General features: G+C 47.3%; 11 protein-coding genes and 1 tRNA gene. All 12 read left to right on the top strand.

The window, feature by feature from the left end; all coding sequences use genetic code 11:
* Window positions 1–102: 102 nt before the first annotated feature.
* The 12 genes from BLU99_RS08535 (at window position 103) to BLU99_RS08480 (ending at window position 17,567) form a co-directional block, all read left to right on the top strand.
* On the top strand, window positions 103–2,724 hold the full coding sequence (locus BLU99_RS08535) for a hypothetical protein (protein ID WP_144006116.1): 2,622 nt from the start codon (window positions 103–105) through the stop codon (window positions 2,722–2,724).
* Between the two features lie 294 nt (window positions 2,725–3,018).
* A complete protein-coding gene (gene lptB / locus BLU99_RS08530; RefSeq protein WP_091901044.1) occupies window positions 3,019–3,819 on the top strand; it encodes an LPS export ABC transporter ATP-binding protein in 801 nt (266 codons plus the stop codon).
* Window positions 3,820–3,915: 96 nt separating this feature from the next.
* Entirely contained in the window at window positions 3,916–5,277 is a 1,362-nt protein-coding gene (tig, locus tag BLU99_RS08525; RefSeq protein ID WP_091901042.1) for a trigger factor, read from the top strand.
* Window positions 5,278–5,408: 131 nt separating this feature from the next.
* Window positions 5,409–6,080, top strand: a complete 672-nt coding sequence (gene clpP / locus BLU99_RS08520; protein WP_091901040.1) for an ATP-dependent Clp endopeptidase proteolytic subunit ClpP — start codon at window positions 5,409–5,411, stop codon at window positions 6,078–6,080.
* Window positions 6,081–6,085: 5 nt separating this feature from the next.
* Window positions 6,086–7,309: an ATP-dependent Clp protease ATP-binding subunit ClpX gene (clpX, locus tag BLU99_RS08515; protein ID WP_091901037.1), complete on the top strand. Its 1,224-nt coding sequence runs from the start codon at window positions 6,086–6,088 to the stop codon at window positions 7,307–7,309.
* A 16-nt stretch (window positions 7,310–7,325) separates the two neighbouring features.
* Window positions 7,326–9,506: a DNA helicase RecQ gene (recQ, locus tag BLU99_RS08510; RefSeq protein WP_091901035.1), complete on the top strand. Its 2,181-nt coding sequence runs from the start codon at window positions 7,326–7,328 to the stop codon at window positions 9,504–9,506.
* Between the two features lie 132 nt (window positions 9,507–9,638).
* Window positions 9,639–11,126 carry an IMP dehydrogenase gene (gene guaB / locus BLU99_RS08505; protein ID WP_091901032.1) on the top strand — a complete coding sequence of 496 codons (1,488 nt, stop codon included), beginning with the start codon at window positions 9,639–9,641 and terminating at the stop codon, window positions 11,124–11,126.
* Entirely contained in the window at window positions 11,126–12,556 is a 1,431-nt protein-coding gene (locus BLU99_RS08500) for a peptidylprolyl isomerase (RefSeq protein WP_091901030.1), read from the top strand. The genes guaB and BLU99_RS08500 overlap by 1 nt, the downstream gene beginning before the upstream one ends.
* Complete coding sequence (locus BLU99_RS08495) at window positions 12,553–13,962, top strand: peptidylprolyl isomerase (protein WP_091901028.1); 1,410 nt, start codon at window positions 12,553–12,555, stop codon at window positions 13,960–13,962. The genes BLU99_RS08500 and BLU99_RS08495 overlap by 4 nt, the downstream gene beginning before the upstream one ends.
* A gap of 2 nt (window positions 13,963–13,964) precedes the next feature.
* Window positions 13,965–15,539, top strand: a complete 1,575-nt coding sequence (locus BLU99_RS08490; protein WP_091901026.1) for an OstA-like protein — start codon at window positions 13,965–13,967, stop codon at window positions 15,537–15,539.
* The gene (mutL, locus tag BLU99_RS08485) at window positions 15,532–17,397 is read left to right on the top strand and encodes a DNA mismatch repair endonuclease MutL (protein ID WP_091901024.1); all 1,866 of its coding nucleotides are present in this window, start codon (window positions 15,532–15,534) and stop codon (window positions 17,395–17,397) included. The genes BLU99_RS08490 and mutL overlap by 8 nt, the downstream gene beginning before the upstream one ends.
* A gap of 95 nt (window positions 17,398–17,492) precedes the next feature.
* Window positions 17,493–17,567: transfer RNA gene (locus tag BLU99_RS08480), tRNA-Val, on the top strand.
* Window positions 17,568–17,775 lie beyond the last annotated feature (208 nt).

Below are 17,775 nucleotides of genomic sequence, written 5' to 3'. Positions count from 1 at the left end.
TGAAGGTGTCGCATGTTCTTTTATAGAGGTATGAAATATTGTTGCTCATTGTTATTGCTCTTGATGTCCATTTCGTCAAGTGCTCAAAAAAGAAACATCGAATTGAATGGCAAAATATTCGATGCTTTTACGAGGACGGGCGTAGAGGGTACTGTCGTATTGTTAAACGAACATGATATTCCATTAGACACCGTGGAGGCAAAAGCGACCCGCGATGATGCCAGATTCAAAATCTATGTACCAGCAGAACAGGCCACATATCAGTTTAAGGTTTCCGCATCAGGATACAAAAGTCAATCGCTTGTTTATCGTATCAAACATGTTGCCAGAAGATTTCAGATAGAATTGCCATCTTTTTATCTTGAGAAGAATGATTCTGATGTCTATAAAAGTATCGGACTGGAGGAAGTTGTTGTAAAAGGGACCAAGGTTCGTTTTACGTATCGTAATGATACGCTTGTATATAACGCCAGTGCGTTTAATATCCATTCGGGATCCATGCTTGATGCACTTATCCGTCAATTGCCTGGTGCAGAGTTGAAGCAAAACGGCGACATATATGTCAATGGACGGAAAATAGATTATCTGACGTTGGATGGTAACGATTTCTTCAAGGGCAAGAATCGAATTGTATTGGATAATCTTCCTTATTATATTGTAAAAGAGCTAAGAGTGTTCGAACAAGACAGTGAACAGAACCAATTCCTCGATTCTCATGCCGCACGTAAAGATTATATAATGGATGTCAGGCTTAAGAAAGAGTATGCGACTGGATATACTGTCAATATGGGGGGCGGCATAGGGTCTGGACATAGATATTTAGGGCGCTTGTTTGCCATGCGAAAGACCCATCACAGCAATTGGAGCGTTTTTGGAAACACGAATAATACCAACGAAACACAATTGCCCAATTATGGGGGTGACTGGAATCCGGAAAGGGCCGTGGAAGGATTGGTCTCGACCAGACAGTTGGGCACCTATCTCACCATAAACGAGAAGGACAGGAAATGGAAGGAAACCATGTCGGCTACAGCCAAGTGGAAGAAAAACGATGCCAGCATCCAGCAGACGAAGTATGAGTATCATTCTTTAGGAAACCTTGTCTCAAATATCGCTAATTCTGATGTTTCAAGATTGTCAGGCCTGGACTTCTTCAATCGGTTTATCCTCCAGAAACCTTTCAAGCTTTTTACGACAGCAAAGATCGACTACTCAAAGGTAAAGGACGTGTCGTATTCTTTACTTGAGATGAACGCCCTGAGCAAGAATTATGATGGTCATGCGGAGAAACATAGTCTGAACTCGTCAGCCTCTGTCACCTATACGACTCAACTGCCTACGGGTGATAATCTGAATATCTCCATTAAAGGCGACTATCTGCGTAATCGCCCGAACAGGGATGACGAGGAATACGCCGTGAGATATCTGCTACTTGATTCAACCGAAATTCGCAATTCTTCTATCAACAAGACAAGGCAGGAATCAAATTATTCCTTTAACGGGCAATATGTCATGCGCTTTATTAATAATCTCCTGCTGTCAGGACAAGTAACTTATGAGAAGAGGCGAACCCATGCAGACGATATATACAAAGAGAACTCGATGACAGATCTGTTCAATTCCCGTTCATTCGTCAACTCTGCCAATGTCTACTCAACAGGCCTTAATTTGTCCTATGATTATTTCCATAATCAGAAAAGCATTCGTATGAGCGTTTATTTCCCCCTTGAATATACTGACGAGAGGATCAGATACAACAGTCTCCAACTGGATACTCTCGCAAAGAGGAGGGAATTGCATATTAAGCCTTCGTATTTCTTTGAACTGAATAACGATGGATTACATATGGAAAGCAGCTATTCCGTAGATGTACAGAGTCCGGAAATGTCGATTATCCTGCCTGTCGTCAATAATTTCGAAGCACTTACTACTTATATCTATAACCCTGGTTTGAAGAACAGTATAGAGCATATCTTCAATTTCCTTATTGCGAAATCAAATTCCAATACTGGACGATCCTTCTCCGCAGGTGTAACCCTTACAGCAAGGAAAAACGCCCTCGGAAGGAAACTGACTTTCAATCCGGAGAAAGGGCATTACACCATTGGTAATGGCAATGTAAACGGAAACTGGCGAATGAGTGTAGGGCTTGGTTATCACTTCGATTGGGGAAAGCAAAAGAAGATATCTACTGACATTAAGTCATCTTTTGACTATCTAAGAAACGTGGATTATGTTCTGTCTTATTATGTTCCTCGCGATGAGTTAAGCAAGGTGAACACGTTGTTGTCTGATACGAAGATGGTAAGTTACTATCGTCATAAGCAACTCACCTTGGGGACGAACGTTCATTTCCTGTGGCGTAAGAGCATGAGTATAAGGACAGATTTCTCAAGAGTCAGTGCATTTGAATATGACTATGGTTGTAATGTGTCGTATACAATCCCCCAATGGGGTGTGGATCTGTCCTCTGACGTGAAGATGTTCAGCCGACGTGGGTATACATCTGCCAGTATGAATACGGATAATTTCATTTGGAATGTCTCTGTGAGCAAGAATGTTATCAAGAATAAACTGAATGTCAAACTTGTTGGCTTTGACATCTTGAGGAACCTGTCGAATTATAAATTTGTGGTTGATGCCCAGGGCTATACGGAGACAATACATAACACTGCCCCAAGCTATGTTATGTTACAAGCCTTATTTATGTTAAGCAAGAAGTGACTGTTCTTTATTCCACAAGTATAATTATTTGAACGAACAAGAAATAGAGATATTTTCTTGAAAAAGCACGTTTCGAAGGGTGATACAATTAACGCGGTGTTTGGACAATTGGACAAAATGTGTAAGGCTTCAGTAAAGCGAATTGGGCGTTTCGTCGGAGGAAAATCCGACATTCCCCAGAGGAAACTTTGTCAAAACTATAAGTCAACGTAAAAACACATGAAAAAGAAAAACGAGTTTTCCTTTTACATTTCACTCGTTTTTCGTAACTTTGCATCCAAATCAGACATCAATATGGAAGAAAAACAGATAAAGGAGCGTTTGGTGCTTCGGACGGAAGGACTCGTCAAACGGTATGGGAAACGTACGGTGGTCAATGACGTGAGCTTTGACGTGAAACAGGGTGAGATCGTCGGACTGCTTGGACCAAACGGTGCAGGAAAGACGACGTCTTTCTATATGACGACTGGTCTGATCGTTCCCAATGGGGGGCATATCTACCTGGGGGAAGAGGATGTGACGACATTCCCCGTGTATAAGCGTGCCCGTGCGGGCATCGGCTATCTGGCGCAGGAGGCGAGCGTGTTCCGTAAGATGAGTGTTGAGGATAACATTCTTTCTGTATTGGAGATGACGGGCAAGCCTCGTGATTATCAGATGAAGAAGCTGGAAGAGCTGATCAAGGAGTTCCGTCTGCAGAAGGTGCGCAAGAACAAAGGTGACCAGCTGTCGGGTGGTGAGCGACGGAGAACGGAGATCGCCCGATGCCTGGCTATCGAACCGAAGTTCATCATGCTGGATGAGCCGTTTGCGGGCGTCGACCCGATCGCCGTGGAGGATATCCAGCAGATCGTATGGAAACTGAAGTATCGTAATATCGGTATCCTGATAACGGACCATAATGTTCAGGAGACGCTTTCGATCACTGACCGTGCCTATCTTCTGTTCGAAGGTCGTATCTTGTTCCAGGGCAGTCCGGAGGAGTTGGCTGAGAACAAGATCGTGCGAGAGAAGTACTTGTCGAACTCCTTCGTCTTGAGGAAGAAAGACTTCCAGCTGCTGGAAGAGGAACGAAAGGCAAGAGAGGAAGATTGATGTGTTAAAAAAACAAAATTGTTCGGGTATTACGTCAATTATGTGTACTTTTGCACCTCAAAATTTGATTTACATATTAAATAAGGTATAAAGAAGATGAAAATTACATTCGATTGCGCCGATAAGATCAACGGTCTTTTGACAATGACCGTAGAGCCGGCAGACTATCAGGAGCAGGTAGAGAAGACGTTGAAGAGCTATCGCAAGAAAGCCCAGGTTCCGGGATTCCGTCCTGGCATGGTTCCCATGGGACTGATCAAAAAGCAGTATGGCACAGCCGTGAAGGTTGATGAGGTCAACAAGCTGATGGGTGAGAAACTTTATGAATACATCCGTGAGAATAAGATTCAGATGCTGGGTGAGCCCCTTCCCAACGAGGAGAAGCAGGTGCCTCAGGACTTCGAGAAGGATGGCGAGCTGACCTTCGTGTTCGACATCGCCGTGGCTCCCGAGTTCAAGGCTGAGCTGACAGGCCGCGATAAGGTGGACTATTACACCATCACGGTCGATGACAAGCTGATCGACCAGCAGGTGGAGATGTACGCATCTCAGGGTGGTGAGTTCGTGAAGGCCGAGGTCTTCAGCGGCAACGACACCATCACTGGTGATCTCCGTGAGCTTGACAAGAAGGGAAACACCAAAGAGGGTGGTATCACGACCGAGGGTGGTATGGTGATGCCCGCCTATATCAAGGCCGAGGACCAGAAGAAGTTGTTCGAGGGTGCCAAGGTGGGTGATATCATCACCTTCAACCCGAAGAAGGCCTATCCCGACAACGACGCCGAGGTGGCTGCCCTGCTGAAGGTCGACAAGGAGCAGGTGAAGGATCTGAAGGCTGACTTCAGCTATCAGATCACCGAGATCCGCCACTTCCAGCCGGCAGAGGTGAACCAGGCACTCTTCGACAGAGTGTTCGGCGAAGGAACGGTCAAGGACGAGAAGGCGTTCCGTGAGAAGATCGCAGAGATGCTGAAGGCTCAGTTGGTCAGCAACAGCGACTATAAGTTCATGCTTGACGTGCGTGCCCACATGGAGAAGAAGGTGGGTAAGCTCGAGTTCCCCGAGGCTCTCCTCAAGCGCGTGATGATCCAGAACAATCAGGATAAGGGTGCCGACTATGTGGAGAAGAACTTCGAGGGAAGTATCAAGGAGCTGAAGTGGCACTTGATCAAGGAGCAGATCGTTGCGGCTCAGAATATTAAGGTTGAGGATGAGGACCTGAAGGCTGTCGCCAAGGATGCCATCCGTCAGCAGTTCGCTCAGTATGGTATGAGCAATGTGCCCGAGGATGTGCTCGAGAACTATGCCGCTGAGCAGCTGAAGAAGCGCGAGAATCTTGATAACTTCGTCGATCGTGCCGTTGACGTGAAACTGACGGAGGCTCTCAAGAAGGTTGTGAAACTGAATGAGAAGGAAGTCTCGTTGGATGAATTCAACAAGCTGATGCAAGAAAAATAAGGTATTTTAGCAAAAAATAACCCCCTATATAGAGAGGTTATCGACTTTTTTGATTATCTTTGTGTCCCAATCACAAGGTAAAGAAGGGTCGATAACCTTTTTTTATGCATAAAAACAAAAGGAAGCAAGATATGTTAAAGAATGATTTTAGGAAATATGCCACCAAGCATCTGGGGATGGATGGCCTGACATTGGACGAGGTGATGAGCGCTCAGGCTCAGTACCTGAATCCGTATATCTTGGAGGAACGCCAGCTGAACGTGACACAGATGGATGTCTTCTCCCGTTTGATGATGGACCGTATCATCTTTCTGGGTACACAGATAGACGACTATACAGCGAACACGTTGCAGGCGCAGTTGCTTTACCTGGATTCTGTCGATGCCGGTAAGGATATTTCTATTTATATCAACAGTCCTGGCGGAAGTGTGACGGCCGGACTGGGTATATATGATACCATGCAGTTCATCTCCAGCGACGTGGCAACGATATGTACGGGTATGGCGGCCTCTATGGGCGCAGTACTCCTTGTGGCCGGAACGGAAGGCAAGCGTTCGGCACTGCCGCATAGTCGTGTGATGATTCATCAGCCACTCGGCGGTGTGCAAGGACAGGCTTCTGACATTGAGATCGAGGCGAAGGAGATCCTGAAGTTCAAGAAAGAGTTGTATACCATTATCTCTGAGCACTCGCATACGCCCTATGATAAGGTGTATGCCGATTCCGATCGTAACTACTGGATGACGGCAGACGAGGCAAAGGCTTATGGTATGATTGATGAGGTTCTGATAAGGAAGAAGTAGGGCGGATGAAGAAAGAGTGCTGCTTCTGTGGAAGAAACGAACATGAGGTGAAGCTGTTGATAACAGGTATCAATGGCTATATCTGTGAGAGTTGTGCCGAGCAGGCCTATCGTATTGTGCAGGAGAATCTTTCCAAGACGCCACAGGCCGACGAGGGCCAGTTCCGTCAGAAGAAAGTTCCCAAGCCCAAGGAGATAAAGGATTACCTGGACCAGTATGTGATCGGACAGGACGAGGCGAAACGCTACCTCTCTGTGGCTGTATACAACCACTACAAACGGTTACAGCAGAAGAAGGATGAGGATGGTGTCGAGATAGAGAAGAGCAATATCATCATGGTGGGCTCCACGGGTACAGGTAAGACGCTGTTGGCCCGTACGATAGCCAAACTGCTTGATGTGCCCTTCACCATCGTTGATGCGACGGTGTTCACCGAGGCCGGCTATGTGGGCGAGGATGTGGAGAGTATCCTGACCCGACTGCTGCAGGTGGCCGACTATAATGTGGAGGCTGCCCAAAGGGGCATCGTCTTCATCGACGAGATCGACAAGATAGCCCGTAAGGGCGATAATCCGTCTATTACCCGTGATGTGAGTGGCGAGGGTGTGCAGCAGGGTCTGCTCAAGCTCCTGGAGGGTACGGTCGTCAATGTGCCGCCAAAGGGAGGGCGCAAGCATCCGGATCAGGACTATATTCATGTCGATACGCATAACATCCTGTTTGTCTGTGGCGGTGCCTTTGACGGTATTGAACGTAAGATCGCCCAGCGTCTGAATACGCATGTCGTGGGATACAATTCTGTTCAGAACGTGAGAAAGATCGACAAGAAGGATCTGATGAAATATGTCTTGCCGCAGGACCTGAAATCGTTTGGCCTGATCCCGGAGATTATCGGCCGATTGCCAGTGCTCACCTATCTGAATCCTTTGGATCGTGCGGCATTAGAGCGTATCCTGGTGGAACCGAAGAACTCCATCGTGAGACAGTACCAGAAGCTGTTTGAGATGGATGGAATAGAACTGACATTCGAAGATGAGGCTTTGCAGGTGATTGTCGATAAGGCCGTGGAGTATAATCTGGGCGCACGTGGTCTGCGGTCTATCGTGGAGAGCGTGATGATGGATGCCATGTTTGATATGCCTTCCAAGAAGGTCAAGAAACTGGTGATCACTCCCGACTATGCGCGGAAACAGTTGGATCAGTCTCGTTTACAGAAGATAGGAGCCTAATTTGCTGAAATCATATATGACAGAGAAGAGAAACCTTACCGATGCTCTGAAGAAATACTTTGGATTTGATACATTCAAAGGCGATCAGGAGCAAATCATCCAGAACCTGTTGGATGGTCATGATACTTTTGTTCTCATGCCCACTGGTGGTGGTAAGTCTCTCTGTTATCAGCTGCCCTCCCTTCTGATGGAGGGAACGGCCATCGTGATTTCGCCATTGATTGCTTTGATGAAGAATCAGGTCGATGTTATTTCCAACTTGAGTGAACATGAGGGGACAGCCCATTATCTGAACTCGTCGTTGAATAAGGCCGCGATAGATCAGGTGAAGGCGGATATCTTGTCTGGTCGTACAAAATTACTGTACGTCGCACCAGAGTCATTGACAAAGGAAGATAATGTCGATTTTCTGAAATCGGTTAAGATTTCTTTCTATGCTATTGATGAGGCTCATTGTATATCTGAGTGGGGACATGACTTCAGACCTGAATATAGGAGGATCCGTCCGATTGTAAATGAAATTGGAAAGGCTCCGATTATTGCGCTGACAGCAACTGCTACGGATAAGGTACGTACAGATATTAAGAAAAATCTTGGCATCGTCGATGCTGCTGAGTTTAAAAGCTCATTCAATCGACCGAATCTGTATTATGAGGTACGTCCGAAAACAAAGGATGTAGACAAGGATATCATCAAGTTTATCAAACAACATCCGGGAAAGAGTGGTATTATCTATTGCCTTTCCAGGAAGAAGGTTGAGGAGCTGGCCGCCGTCTTACAGGCAAACGACATCAAAGCGGCAGCCTATCATGCAGGTCTGGACTCGGTCACCCGTTCTACGACACAAGATGAGTTCTTGATGGAAAATATCGATGTCATTGTAGCAACAATTGCCTTTGGCATGGGGATTGACAAGCCGGATGTACGTTTCGTTATCCACTATGATATCCCGAAGTCCTTGGAAGGATATTATCAGGAGACCGGACGTGCCGGCCGTGATGGAGGCGAGGGCTTGTGTATCGCGTTCTATTCATATAAGGATCTTCAGAAGCTGGATAAGTTTATGGAGGGAAAGCCTGTCGCAGAACAGGATATCGGGCGGCAGCTTTTAGCGGAGACTGCGGCGTATGCCGAAACTTCGGTCTGTCGCCGAAAAATGCTATTGCATTATTTCGGAGAGGTGTATCCAAAGGACAACTGTGGTAACTGTGACAACTGTCTCCACCCGAAGACGAAGATAGAGGCGCAGAAGCAGTTGGTGATAGTCTTGAATGCTGTCTTATCGGTGAAAGAGCGATTCCGGGCAGACTATATCATAGATTTTATCATAGGCAAGGAGACGGAAGAGATTCTGGCACACCATCATGAGGAGTTGGATTTGTTCGGCGCAGGGTCTGATGAAGATGAGAAGATATGGAACCCAGTGATTCGTCAGGCTTTGATTGCTGGATATCTGAAGAAGGAAGTCGAGAACTACGGACTGCTGAAGGTTACCTCGGCAGGAAAGAAGTATCTGAAGTCTCCTCAGTCGTTTATGATTGTGAAGGATGTTGAGTTCGTTGATGATGAGGATACGATTGACCATGAAAGTGGCATCAGTGCGCTTGATCCGACATTGAGCGCAATGCTGCGAGATCTTCGGAAGAAAGTTTCCAAACGTATGCAGCGTCCGCCATATGTGATTTTCCAGGATGTGTCATTAGAACAGATGGCTACGGATTATCCTGTCACGCTGGATGAACTGAAGAATATCCAGGGTGTCGGTGAAGGAAAGGTGAAGCAACCGTATGCTCAGGAGTTCGTGGATCTCATCAAGACGTATTGTGAGGAAAACAGTATTGAGCGTCAGGCTGACATGCGGGTTCGCACTGTTGCCAAGAAGTCTATGCTGAAAGTGAAGATCATCCAGAGCATAGATCGTCAAGTGGCTCTTGATGATATCGCTGCGGCACAGGGCATCGAGTTTGATGCACTTCTAGATGAGATAGAGGCGATCGTCTATAGTGGTACGAAATTGAATATCGACTATTTCCTGGAAGACGTGATGGATGAAGATCATATTGACGACATCTATGATTATTTTAGTGAATCAGATACAGATAAATTGAGTATTGCGCAGAAAGAATTGGGTGGCGAATATTCGGAAGACGAGATCCGATTGGTACGCATCAAATTCCTTTCCGAGATGGCAAATTGATTCTCTAAAAGGTGTCTGGCCTCTCCCTTTTTGGTTAATTTGCATTAATAAGGTGACTTTTTCCTAAAAAGCGAATGCGATGTGGTGGAAAATGACTACCTTTGCATGCAATATTTTAAAGAAAGTGTATTTATGGCTTCATTTATTGCAGACAAAATCGTCATGGACGGACTGACATTCGACGACGTCCTGTTAATCCCCGCTTATTCTGAAGTGCTGCCCAAAACAGTAGAGTTGAAAACCCGTTTTTCTCGGAATATCGAGTTGAACATCCCGTTTGTTACAGCGGCGATGGATACGGTTACGGAGTCGCAGATGGCTATAGCCATTGCCCGTGAAGGAGGTATCGGTGTCATTCATAAGAATATGTCGATAGAAGATCAGGCTCGCCAGGTGGCTATTGTGAAGCGTGCGGAAAATGGAATGATCTATGATCCGGTCACTATCCCTCTGGGCTCTACAGTGTCTCAGGCAATGGATATCATGTCGGAGTATCATATCGGCGGTATCCCTGTCGTAGATGAGGATAAACATCTCGTGGGTATTGTGACAAATCGTGACTTGCGTTTCGAGCGTCGTCTGGACCGTCCCGTGGAGGAGATTATGTCGAAGGATAACTTGGTGACGACTCATCAGCAGACCGACTTAACAGCGGCTGCGCAGATTCTTCAGGAGAACAAGATTGAGAAGCTGCCCGTTGTCGATAAGGATAACCATCTGATTGGTCTGATCACGTATAAGGATATCACGAAGGCTAAGGATAAGCCGATGGCCTGTAAGGATGAGAAGGGGCGTTTGCGCGTCGCTGCCGGTGTCGGCGTTACTGCAGACACACTGGAGCGCATGCAGGCCTTGGTCGATGCCGGTGCTGATGCCATCGTGATTGACACGGCTCACGGTCATTCTAAGTCTGTGATAGAGAAACTTGTCGAGGCTAAGAAATGTTTCCCCAACATTGACATCGTAGTGGGTAATGTGGCTACCGGTGAGGCCGCCAAGATGCTGGTCGCTAATGGCGCAGATAGTGTAAAGGTGGGTATTGGCCCGGGCTCTATCTGCACGACGCGTGTTGTGGCTGGTGTAGGTGTACCTCAGTTGAGTGCTGTCTATGATGTATATAGCGCCTTGAAGGGAACGGGTGTTCCTCTTATCGCCGATGGCGGTTTGCGCTATTCGGGAGATATCGTAAAGGCTCTGGCTGCGGGAGGAAGCTGTGTCATGATCGGATCGCTTGTCGCAGGCACAGAAGAGAGTCCTGGTGACACGATTATTTATAATGGACGTAAGTTCAAGAGCTATCGTGGTATGGGCTCTCTGGAGGCGATGGAGCAGAAGCATGGTTCAAAGGACCGCTATTTCCAGGGTGAGACCAAAGAGGTGAAGAAACTGGTACCTGAGGGTATTGCTGGTCGTGTGCCTTATAAAGGAACGGTTCAGGAGGTGATCTACCAGATGGTGGGTGGCTTGCGCTCGGGTATGGGCTATTGTGGTGCTGCTACCATCGAGAAGCTGCATGATGCGAAGTTCACCCGTATCACTAATGCAGGTGTGAACGAGAGCCATCCGCATGACATTACGATCACAAGTGAGGCTCCGAATTACTCAAGACCCAACGATTGATGAGAAAACTTCCGCTGCTTGTCGCCATACTGTTAACCGCTGTCGTCGCCATGGCTCAGAAAGAGCCGATCGTGATGACGGTGAATGGTGTACCTGTTACCCGTTCTGAGTTTGAATACTCTTATAACAAGAACAATGGGGAAGGGATCGCTGATAAGTTGACGGTAGAGGAGTATGTGGAACTGTTTGTGAATTATAAGTTGAAGGTCGCCGCAGCTTTGGACGCGAGACTGGATACTTTGTCTTCCTTCAAGGAAGAATATGCCATGTATAGGAATCAGCAGGTACGTCCCACACTTGTGACCGATGCGGATGTCTTGGAAGAGGCAAAACGTATTTACATCGATACCAAGGAGATGGTCGGACCTCGTGGATTGGTACGACCTGCTCATATCCTGATACGTCTTTCTACCAAAGCGTCTGTGCGTGAGCAGGAGATGGCGAGTCTGCGTGCGGATTCTGTCTATCGTGCTTTGCTGGCGGGTGCTGACTTCGCAGAAATGGCAGGTAAGGTGTCGCAGGATCCTGGTTCCGCCCGACAAGGGGGACTGCTGCCGTGGATGGCGCCTCATCAGACCTTCAAGGAGTTTGAAGAAGTGGCGTACTCGTTACAGAAAGGGGAGATGAGTCGTCCTTTCCTCTCGCCTGAGGGCTATCATATCGTGTTGATGAGGGATCGGAAACAATTGGAACCTTTCGACTCCTTGAAAGAAGATATCGTTTATGCCATTGAGCAACAGGGCATTCGTGATGCGATAGCAGCACAGAAGGTGGCGCAGACTGTGAGAGACTCAAAGGGCACACTGACGGAGGCACAGCTGATGGACATGCGCGCCGACTCTCTGGCTACTGCTGATTCAGATATGAAGTACCTCATGCAAGAGTATCATGATGGTCTTTTGCTTTATGAGATCAGCAATCAGAAGGTGTGGAAACGGGCTGCAGAGGATGAAGAAGGCTTGCGCACATGGTTCAGAAAGCATAAGAAGGACTATGCATGGAGTGAACCCCGCTATAAGGGTATGGCTTATCATGTTAAGACCAAGAGCGATGTTAAGGCGGTCAAACGGTGTGTAAAGGACCTGCCATTTGAGCAATGGGAGGAAGTACTGCGCCAGACGTTTAATCCTGATTCCGTGATTCGTATCCGGGTTGAAAAGGGGATTTTTAAACCTGGCGATAATCCGGTTGTGGACAAGATGGTGTTCAAGCTCCGTTCTCACTCTCAAGAGGCTTTTCCTGACTATCCGATTGATGCTGTCTACGGTAAGAAACTGAAGAAGTATCCGGATGACTATACTGATGTGCGTGAGAAAGTTGTTGAAGATTATCAGGATATGTTGGAAAGCGAATGGGTGGCATCCCTGCGTCGGCATTATCCTGTACAGATAGATTATGAAGTATTGAAAACAATAAACCAACATCCATGAATTTATTCAAGAAAGTTTTTCCCATAGTGATTGTGGCGACTCCCTTGATTGGTATCGCCATGCCGGCCATTCCAGGTATTCATAGTCAAGAAAAAAACGATTCCATAGGAACCGTTGTCGATGAAGTGATTTGGGTCGTTGGCGACGAGGCCATCTTGAAGTCTGATGTTGAGGCTATGCGCATACAAGCATCGATGGAAGGCGTGAAGTGGAACGGAGACCCTGATTGTGCTATACCAGAGCAGATCGCTGTACAGAAATTGTTTAAGCATCAAGCAGAAATCGATAGTATCGAGGTGACTGATGCCGAGGTGGCGCAGCAGGTTGAATATACCATTAACGGTTGGTTGGATATGGTTGATGGCTCACGTGAACGCCTGGAAGAGTACAAGCACCAGACTCTTACGCAGATCCGTAATGAACTGCGCGAAGAGATGAAAGACCGTCAGATGGTTCAGAAGATGAAGCGTAAACTGGTGGAGGATATCGCAGTGACTCCTGCGGAGGTCCGTCGTTATTTCAAGGATATGCCCCAGGATAGCATCCCCTTCGTTCCTACGGAGGTGGAGGTGCAGATTATCCAACAGACCCCACGTGTGGAGGCGGAAGAACTGAATCGTGTCAAAGAGGAACTTCGTGAATATACCGATCGTGTGAATCGTGGTGATGCCACATTCCAGACGTTGGCACGCCTCTATTCCGAGGACCCGGAATCGGCACGTCGTGGTGGTGAGATCGGATTTGCGGGACGAGGAACGCTTGATCCTGCCTTTGCGACTGTGGCATTCAATCTGACAGACCCGAAGAAAGTGTCAAAAATCGTGGAGTCGGAATTCGGATTCCATATTATTCAGTTGGTAGAGAAACGTGGTGAGAAAGTGAATGTCCGACATATCCTCCGTAAACCGATCGTCTCCCAGGAGTCTATTGAGAAGGCACTTGTTCGTCTGGATTCCATGGCTGTAGATATTCGGGATGGTAAGTTTACTTTTGAGGATGCTGCAGCGCACTTGTCTGATGATAAGGATACCCGTAATAACAAGGGCCTGATGTCGAATAACGACGTACAGACGGGGCGCATTACATCTCGTTTCCGTATGCAAGACCTGCCGCCCGAGGTGGCCAAGGTGGTGGATACGATGCAGGTCGGTCAGGTATCTCGTGCCTTCCAGATGATCAACCAGCGCGGAAAGACGGTCTGTGTGGTGGTTAAGTTGAAGAACCGCATAGATGGTCATAAGGCTTCTATCTCTGAAGACTTCCAGACGTTGAAGGATGTGGTACTACAGCGCCGCCAGAATGATTGCATCCATCAGTGGGTTGTCAACAAGATTAAAAGTATCTATACCCGTTTGAATGACGATTATAAGGACTGTCAGTTTGAATATGAGGGATGGATTAAATGACAATGCCCAAAACGAAGACCATAGTTATTGCTTTGCTCGCTATTCTTTGTCTGGCCAGTATTGCCGCGCCGACGAAACAGCGGAGGCGCCCGGTTCGGAAAGCCAGAGCGCAGGACACGCGTGTCTATCTTGTCCACGCTGATCTGCTGCATTTCGACCAGATGAAGAATCCTGATGCGACTATCCTGAACGGGAAGGTGCATTTTACTCATCGAGGCGCCCGGCTCTATTGTGATAGCGCCTATTTCTATGAGGCAAGCAATTCCTTTGAAGCCTTCGGACATGTGAGAATGTATCAGGGGGATACCCTTTCCTTGCTGAGCGATTATGCCTATTATGACGGGAACGAGCAGATGGCTCGGGCTCGGTATAATGTGATCCTCAAGCACCGTAAGACGACACTTTATACGGATAGTCTCGATTTCGACCGGCTCTATGATAACGCTTATTTCTTCGAAGGCGGTAAGATGATAGACGGTGCGACGACGCTGACCTCAGATTGGGGAGAGTATAATACCAAGAGTAAGATGTCGGTGTTCAACTACGACGTCAAGATGAAGAGTCCGAAGTTCTATCTCACTACCGATACGCTTTATTATGATACCCGTCTCTCGATGGCTCATATCGTCGGTCCGTCTGATATCACTTCCGGTGAGAGTCATATCTACTCTGAACAAGGCTACTATGATACGAAAAATGACCGCGCCCGTCTGATGAACCGTTCGATATTGACCAATGGTGGTAAGATGCTGGTGGGGGATAGCGTCTATTACGATAGTAAGGAAGGAGTCAGTCAGGCATTCCGTCACGTCGTCTATGTTGATTCGCTCAATAAGAATAAACTGACAGGCAACTATGGCGAGTATTACGAGAATACAGGCTATGCCTTATGTACCGATAGCGCCGTGGCAATTGACTATTCCCAGGGTGACTCGCTTTTCATGCATGCCGATACATTTAAGGTGGTGACCTTTAATATAGAGACAGATTCCGTATATCGGAAGATACATGCCTTCCATCATGTACGTGCTTATCGTACCGATGTACAGGCCGTCTGCGATTCCTTAGTCTACAACTCGCAGGATTCCTGTATGACGATGTATTATGACCCGATTGTCTGGAACAACAACCAGCAACTTGTCGGTGATAAGATTGAGGTGTTCCTGAGAGACTCCGTTATCGATCGTGCTCATATCATTGGCAACTGTTTCTCTATACAACAGTTACGGACGGATACGACCTGTTATAATCAGGTGTCGTCGAAAGAGATGTTCGCCTTCTTCGTTGATGGGAATATCCATGAGGCACGTGCCAAGGATAATGTGCTCATCGGCTATTATTTTGAGGAGGGCGACTCCATTCCGATTATCTATAATTATCAGGAGACCACCGAGTTGCGGATGTTCCTGAAGGACCGGAAGCTCCAACGTGTATGGACGCCTAAGACCAGTGGTACGATGTATCCGTTGAATCAGATACCTGCGAACCGTAAGCGTCTTCCGGGCTTTATGTGGTACGATGGCGTTCGTCCGCTTAACCGTGACGATATCTTTCATTGGAGGAGTAAACATGAGTGACCTGATTCGTCTGCTTCCAGATAGTGTAGCCAACCAGATTGCTGCTGGTGAGGTAATCCAGCGACCGGCTTCTGTCATCAAGGAGTTGGTCGAGAACGCTGTGGACGCTGGCGCCAAGACCATCCATGTGATGGTTGTTGATGCTGGCAGAACTTGTATTCAGGTTATTGATGACGGAAAAGGCATGTCCGAGATCGACGCTCGTATGAGCTTCGAACGTCATGCCACCTCTAAGATCAGACAGGCAGACGACCTCTTCGCCTTACATACGATGGGCTTCCGCGGTGAGGCCCTGGCCTCAATCGCAGCTGTGGCTCAGGTGGAGCTTCAGACAAGAAGACAGGAGGATGAGATAGGCACTCGTCTGCTGATCGCAGGCTCAAAAGTGACCGGTCAGGAACCCGTCTCTTGCCCAGTCGGTAGTAACTTCAAGGTGGAGAACCTGTTCTTCAATGTCCCGGCTCGTCGGAAATTCCTGAAGTCGAATGCGACGGAGCTGAGTAACATTCTTGTCGCTTTTGAGCGGATCGTACTCGTTTATCCAGAGATCCATTTCACGCTACATCATAATGGTACGGAGATGCTGAATCTGAAACCCGGCAGTCTGCGTCAGCGTATCTTGGATGTGTTTGGCAAGCAATATAATCAAGATCTCCTGCCCGTTGACGTCCATACTGCCATGTGTACCGTTACGGGCTTTGTCGGTAAACCTGAGGCAGCGAGAAAGAAAAGCGGACATGACTATTTCTTTGTCAACGGCCGGTATATGAAGCATCCCTATTTCCATAAGGCGGTGCTCTCTGCTTATGGTCGTCTGATTCCGGAAGGGATGCAGGTTCCTTATTTCCTCTATTTCGAGGTCGAGCCTTCCGATATTGATGTGAACATCCATCCGACGAAGACCGAGATCAAGTTTGAGAACGAACAGGCAATATGGCAGATTCTGACGGCTGCCGTCCGCGATGCTATCGGAAAGTTCTGTGAGGTCCCGACGATCGATTTTGACACACAGGGATGTCCTGATATTCCCGTGTATGATCCTGCCAGTCAGATTGCTCCTCCGCAGCCCCAATATAATCCCGACTATAATCCTTTTAACCAAGGAAAGGGGAAACATACGGGTGGGACAGAGACTTTCGGGTCGCGTGTTGCTTCCCGAGTTCCAGATAACTGGGAGGCACTTTATGAGGGCGCGAAAGCAGAGTATGATCTTGAGGGGATGTCAGAAGAGGGAAACGTTTTTGATGTCCCAGAGACGTCTGAAATGCCGCTCGTCTCCTCGGATTTCCTTTCTGAGAAGTCACCGGTCCATTATCAGTATAAAGGGAAGTACCTGATGACGGCGGTAAAGTCTGGACTGATGATTATCGATCAGCACCGTGCAGATATCCGTATCTTATATGACCGGTATATGGAACAGCTGGATAAGCATGCCGCCAGTACACAGAAACTGCTCTTCCCGGAAACAGTCCGGCTGGCTCCTTCTGATGCGGTGGTCCTGACTAAGATTATGCCTGATCTTACAAATGTCGGCTTCGATCTGAGTGATCTTGGCGGTAACAGTTTCGCTATCAACGGTGTTCCTGCAGGTATAGAGGGTGTCGACCCGGTCCGCCTCCTATGTCAGATGGTAGAAGACGTGAATGGTGTCCGTGGACAGTTGTCGACACTGAATGCACAACTGGCATTGAGCTTGGCACGTAGTGCTGCCATTCCTTATGGTCAGATTCTGAGTAACGAGGAGATGGAGACCGTTATCAATGAGCTCTTCACCTGTTCTAACGTAAACTACACACCCGACGGGAAGGCTATCCTGTGTATTCTTCCTCAGGCAGATATTGAGCATCTTTTAGGTTGAATACTTAAAAAGAGTTAAAACGGGAAAGATTTATTCCTATTCTTTTCGTATTCTCAATAAATAGTAGTACCTTTGCACCCGCAAAAATGAAATGAGGGCGTTTAGCTCAGCTGGTTTAGAGCATCTGCCTTACAAGCAGAGGGTCGGCGGTTCGAATCCGTCAACGCCCACAAAAAGACATAACGCTTCACTTGAAAGGGTGAAGCGTTTTTTTATTGGTCACTTTGAATGATGCCATGGATTCTCTTTTTTATGTTGCATAAATAATGTAATAATATGGAATGTAAAAAATAAATGGGCTTTTATTTTGTATTTTGCGCGTTTTGCATTACCTTTACACCTTGAAAGGAATGGAGGTCATACGAGAACATCAACAAA

The organism is Prevotella sp. lc2012, from assembly GCF_900107065.1.
In the GTDB taxonomy this organism is placed as follows: Bacteria; Bacteroidota; Bacteroidia; order Bacteroidales; family Bacteroidaceae; genus Prevotella.
The sequence above is the reverse complement of the archived record's forward strand: the minus strand, read 5'-3'. Positions and strand labels throughout refer to the sequence as shown.

Bases quoted from the DNA above. Each gene is read 5' to 3' on its own strand.
- lptB (WP_091901044.1), top strand. From the start codon at position 3,019: ATGGAAGAAAAACAGATAAAGGAGCGTTTGGTGCTTCGGACGGAAGGA.
- tig (WP_091901042.1), top strand. From the start codon at position 3,916: ATGAAAATTACATTCGATTGCGCCGATAAGATCAACGGTCTTTTGACA.
- clpP (WP_091901040.1), top strand. From the start codon at position 5,409: ATGTTAAAGAATGATTTTAGGAAATATGCCACCAAGCATCTGGGGATG.
- clpX (WP_091901037.1), top strand. From the start codon at position 6,086: ATGAAGAAAGAGTGCTGCTTCTGTGGAAGAAACGAACATGAGGTGAAG.
- recQ (WP_091901035.1), top strand. From the start codon at position 7,326: ATGACAGAGAAGAGAAACCTTACCGATGCTCTGAAGAAATACTTTGGA.
- guaB (WP_091901032.1), top strand. From the start codon at position 9,639: ATGGCTTCATTTATTGCAGACAAAATCGTCATGGACGGACTGACATTC.
- BLU99_RS08500 (WP_091901030.1), top strand. From the start codon at position 11,126: ATGAGAAAACTTCCGCTGCTTGTCGCCATACTGTTAACCGCTGTCGTC.
- BLU99_RS08495 (WP_091901028.1), top strand. From the start codon at position 12,553: ATGAATTTATTCAAGAAAGTTTTTCCCATAGTGATTGTGGCGACTCCC.
- BLU99_RS08490 (WP_091901026.1), top strand. From the start codon at position 13,965: ATGCCCAAAACGAAGACCATAGTTATTGCTTTGCTCGCTATTCTTTGT.
- mutL (WP_091901024.1), top strand. From the start codon at position 15,532: ATGAGTGACCTGATTCGTCTGCTTCCAGATAGTGTAGCCAACCAGATT.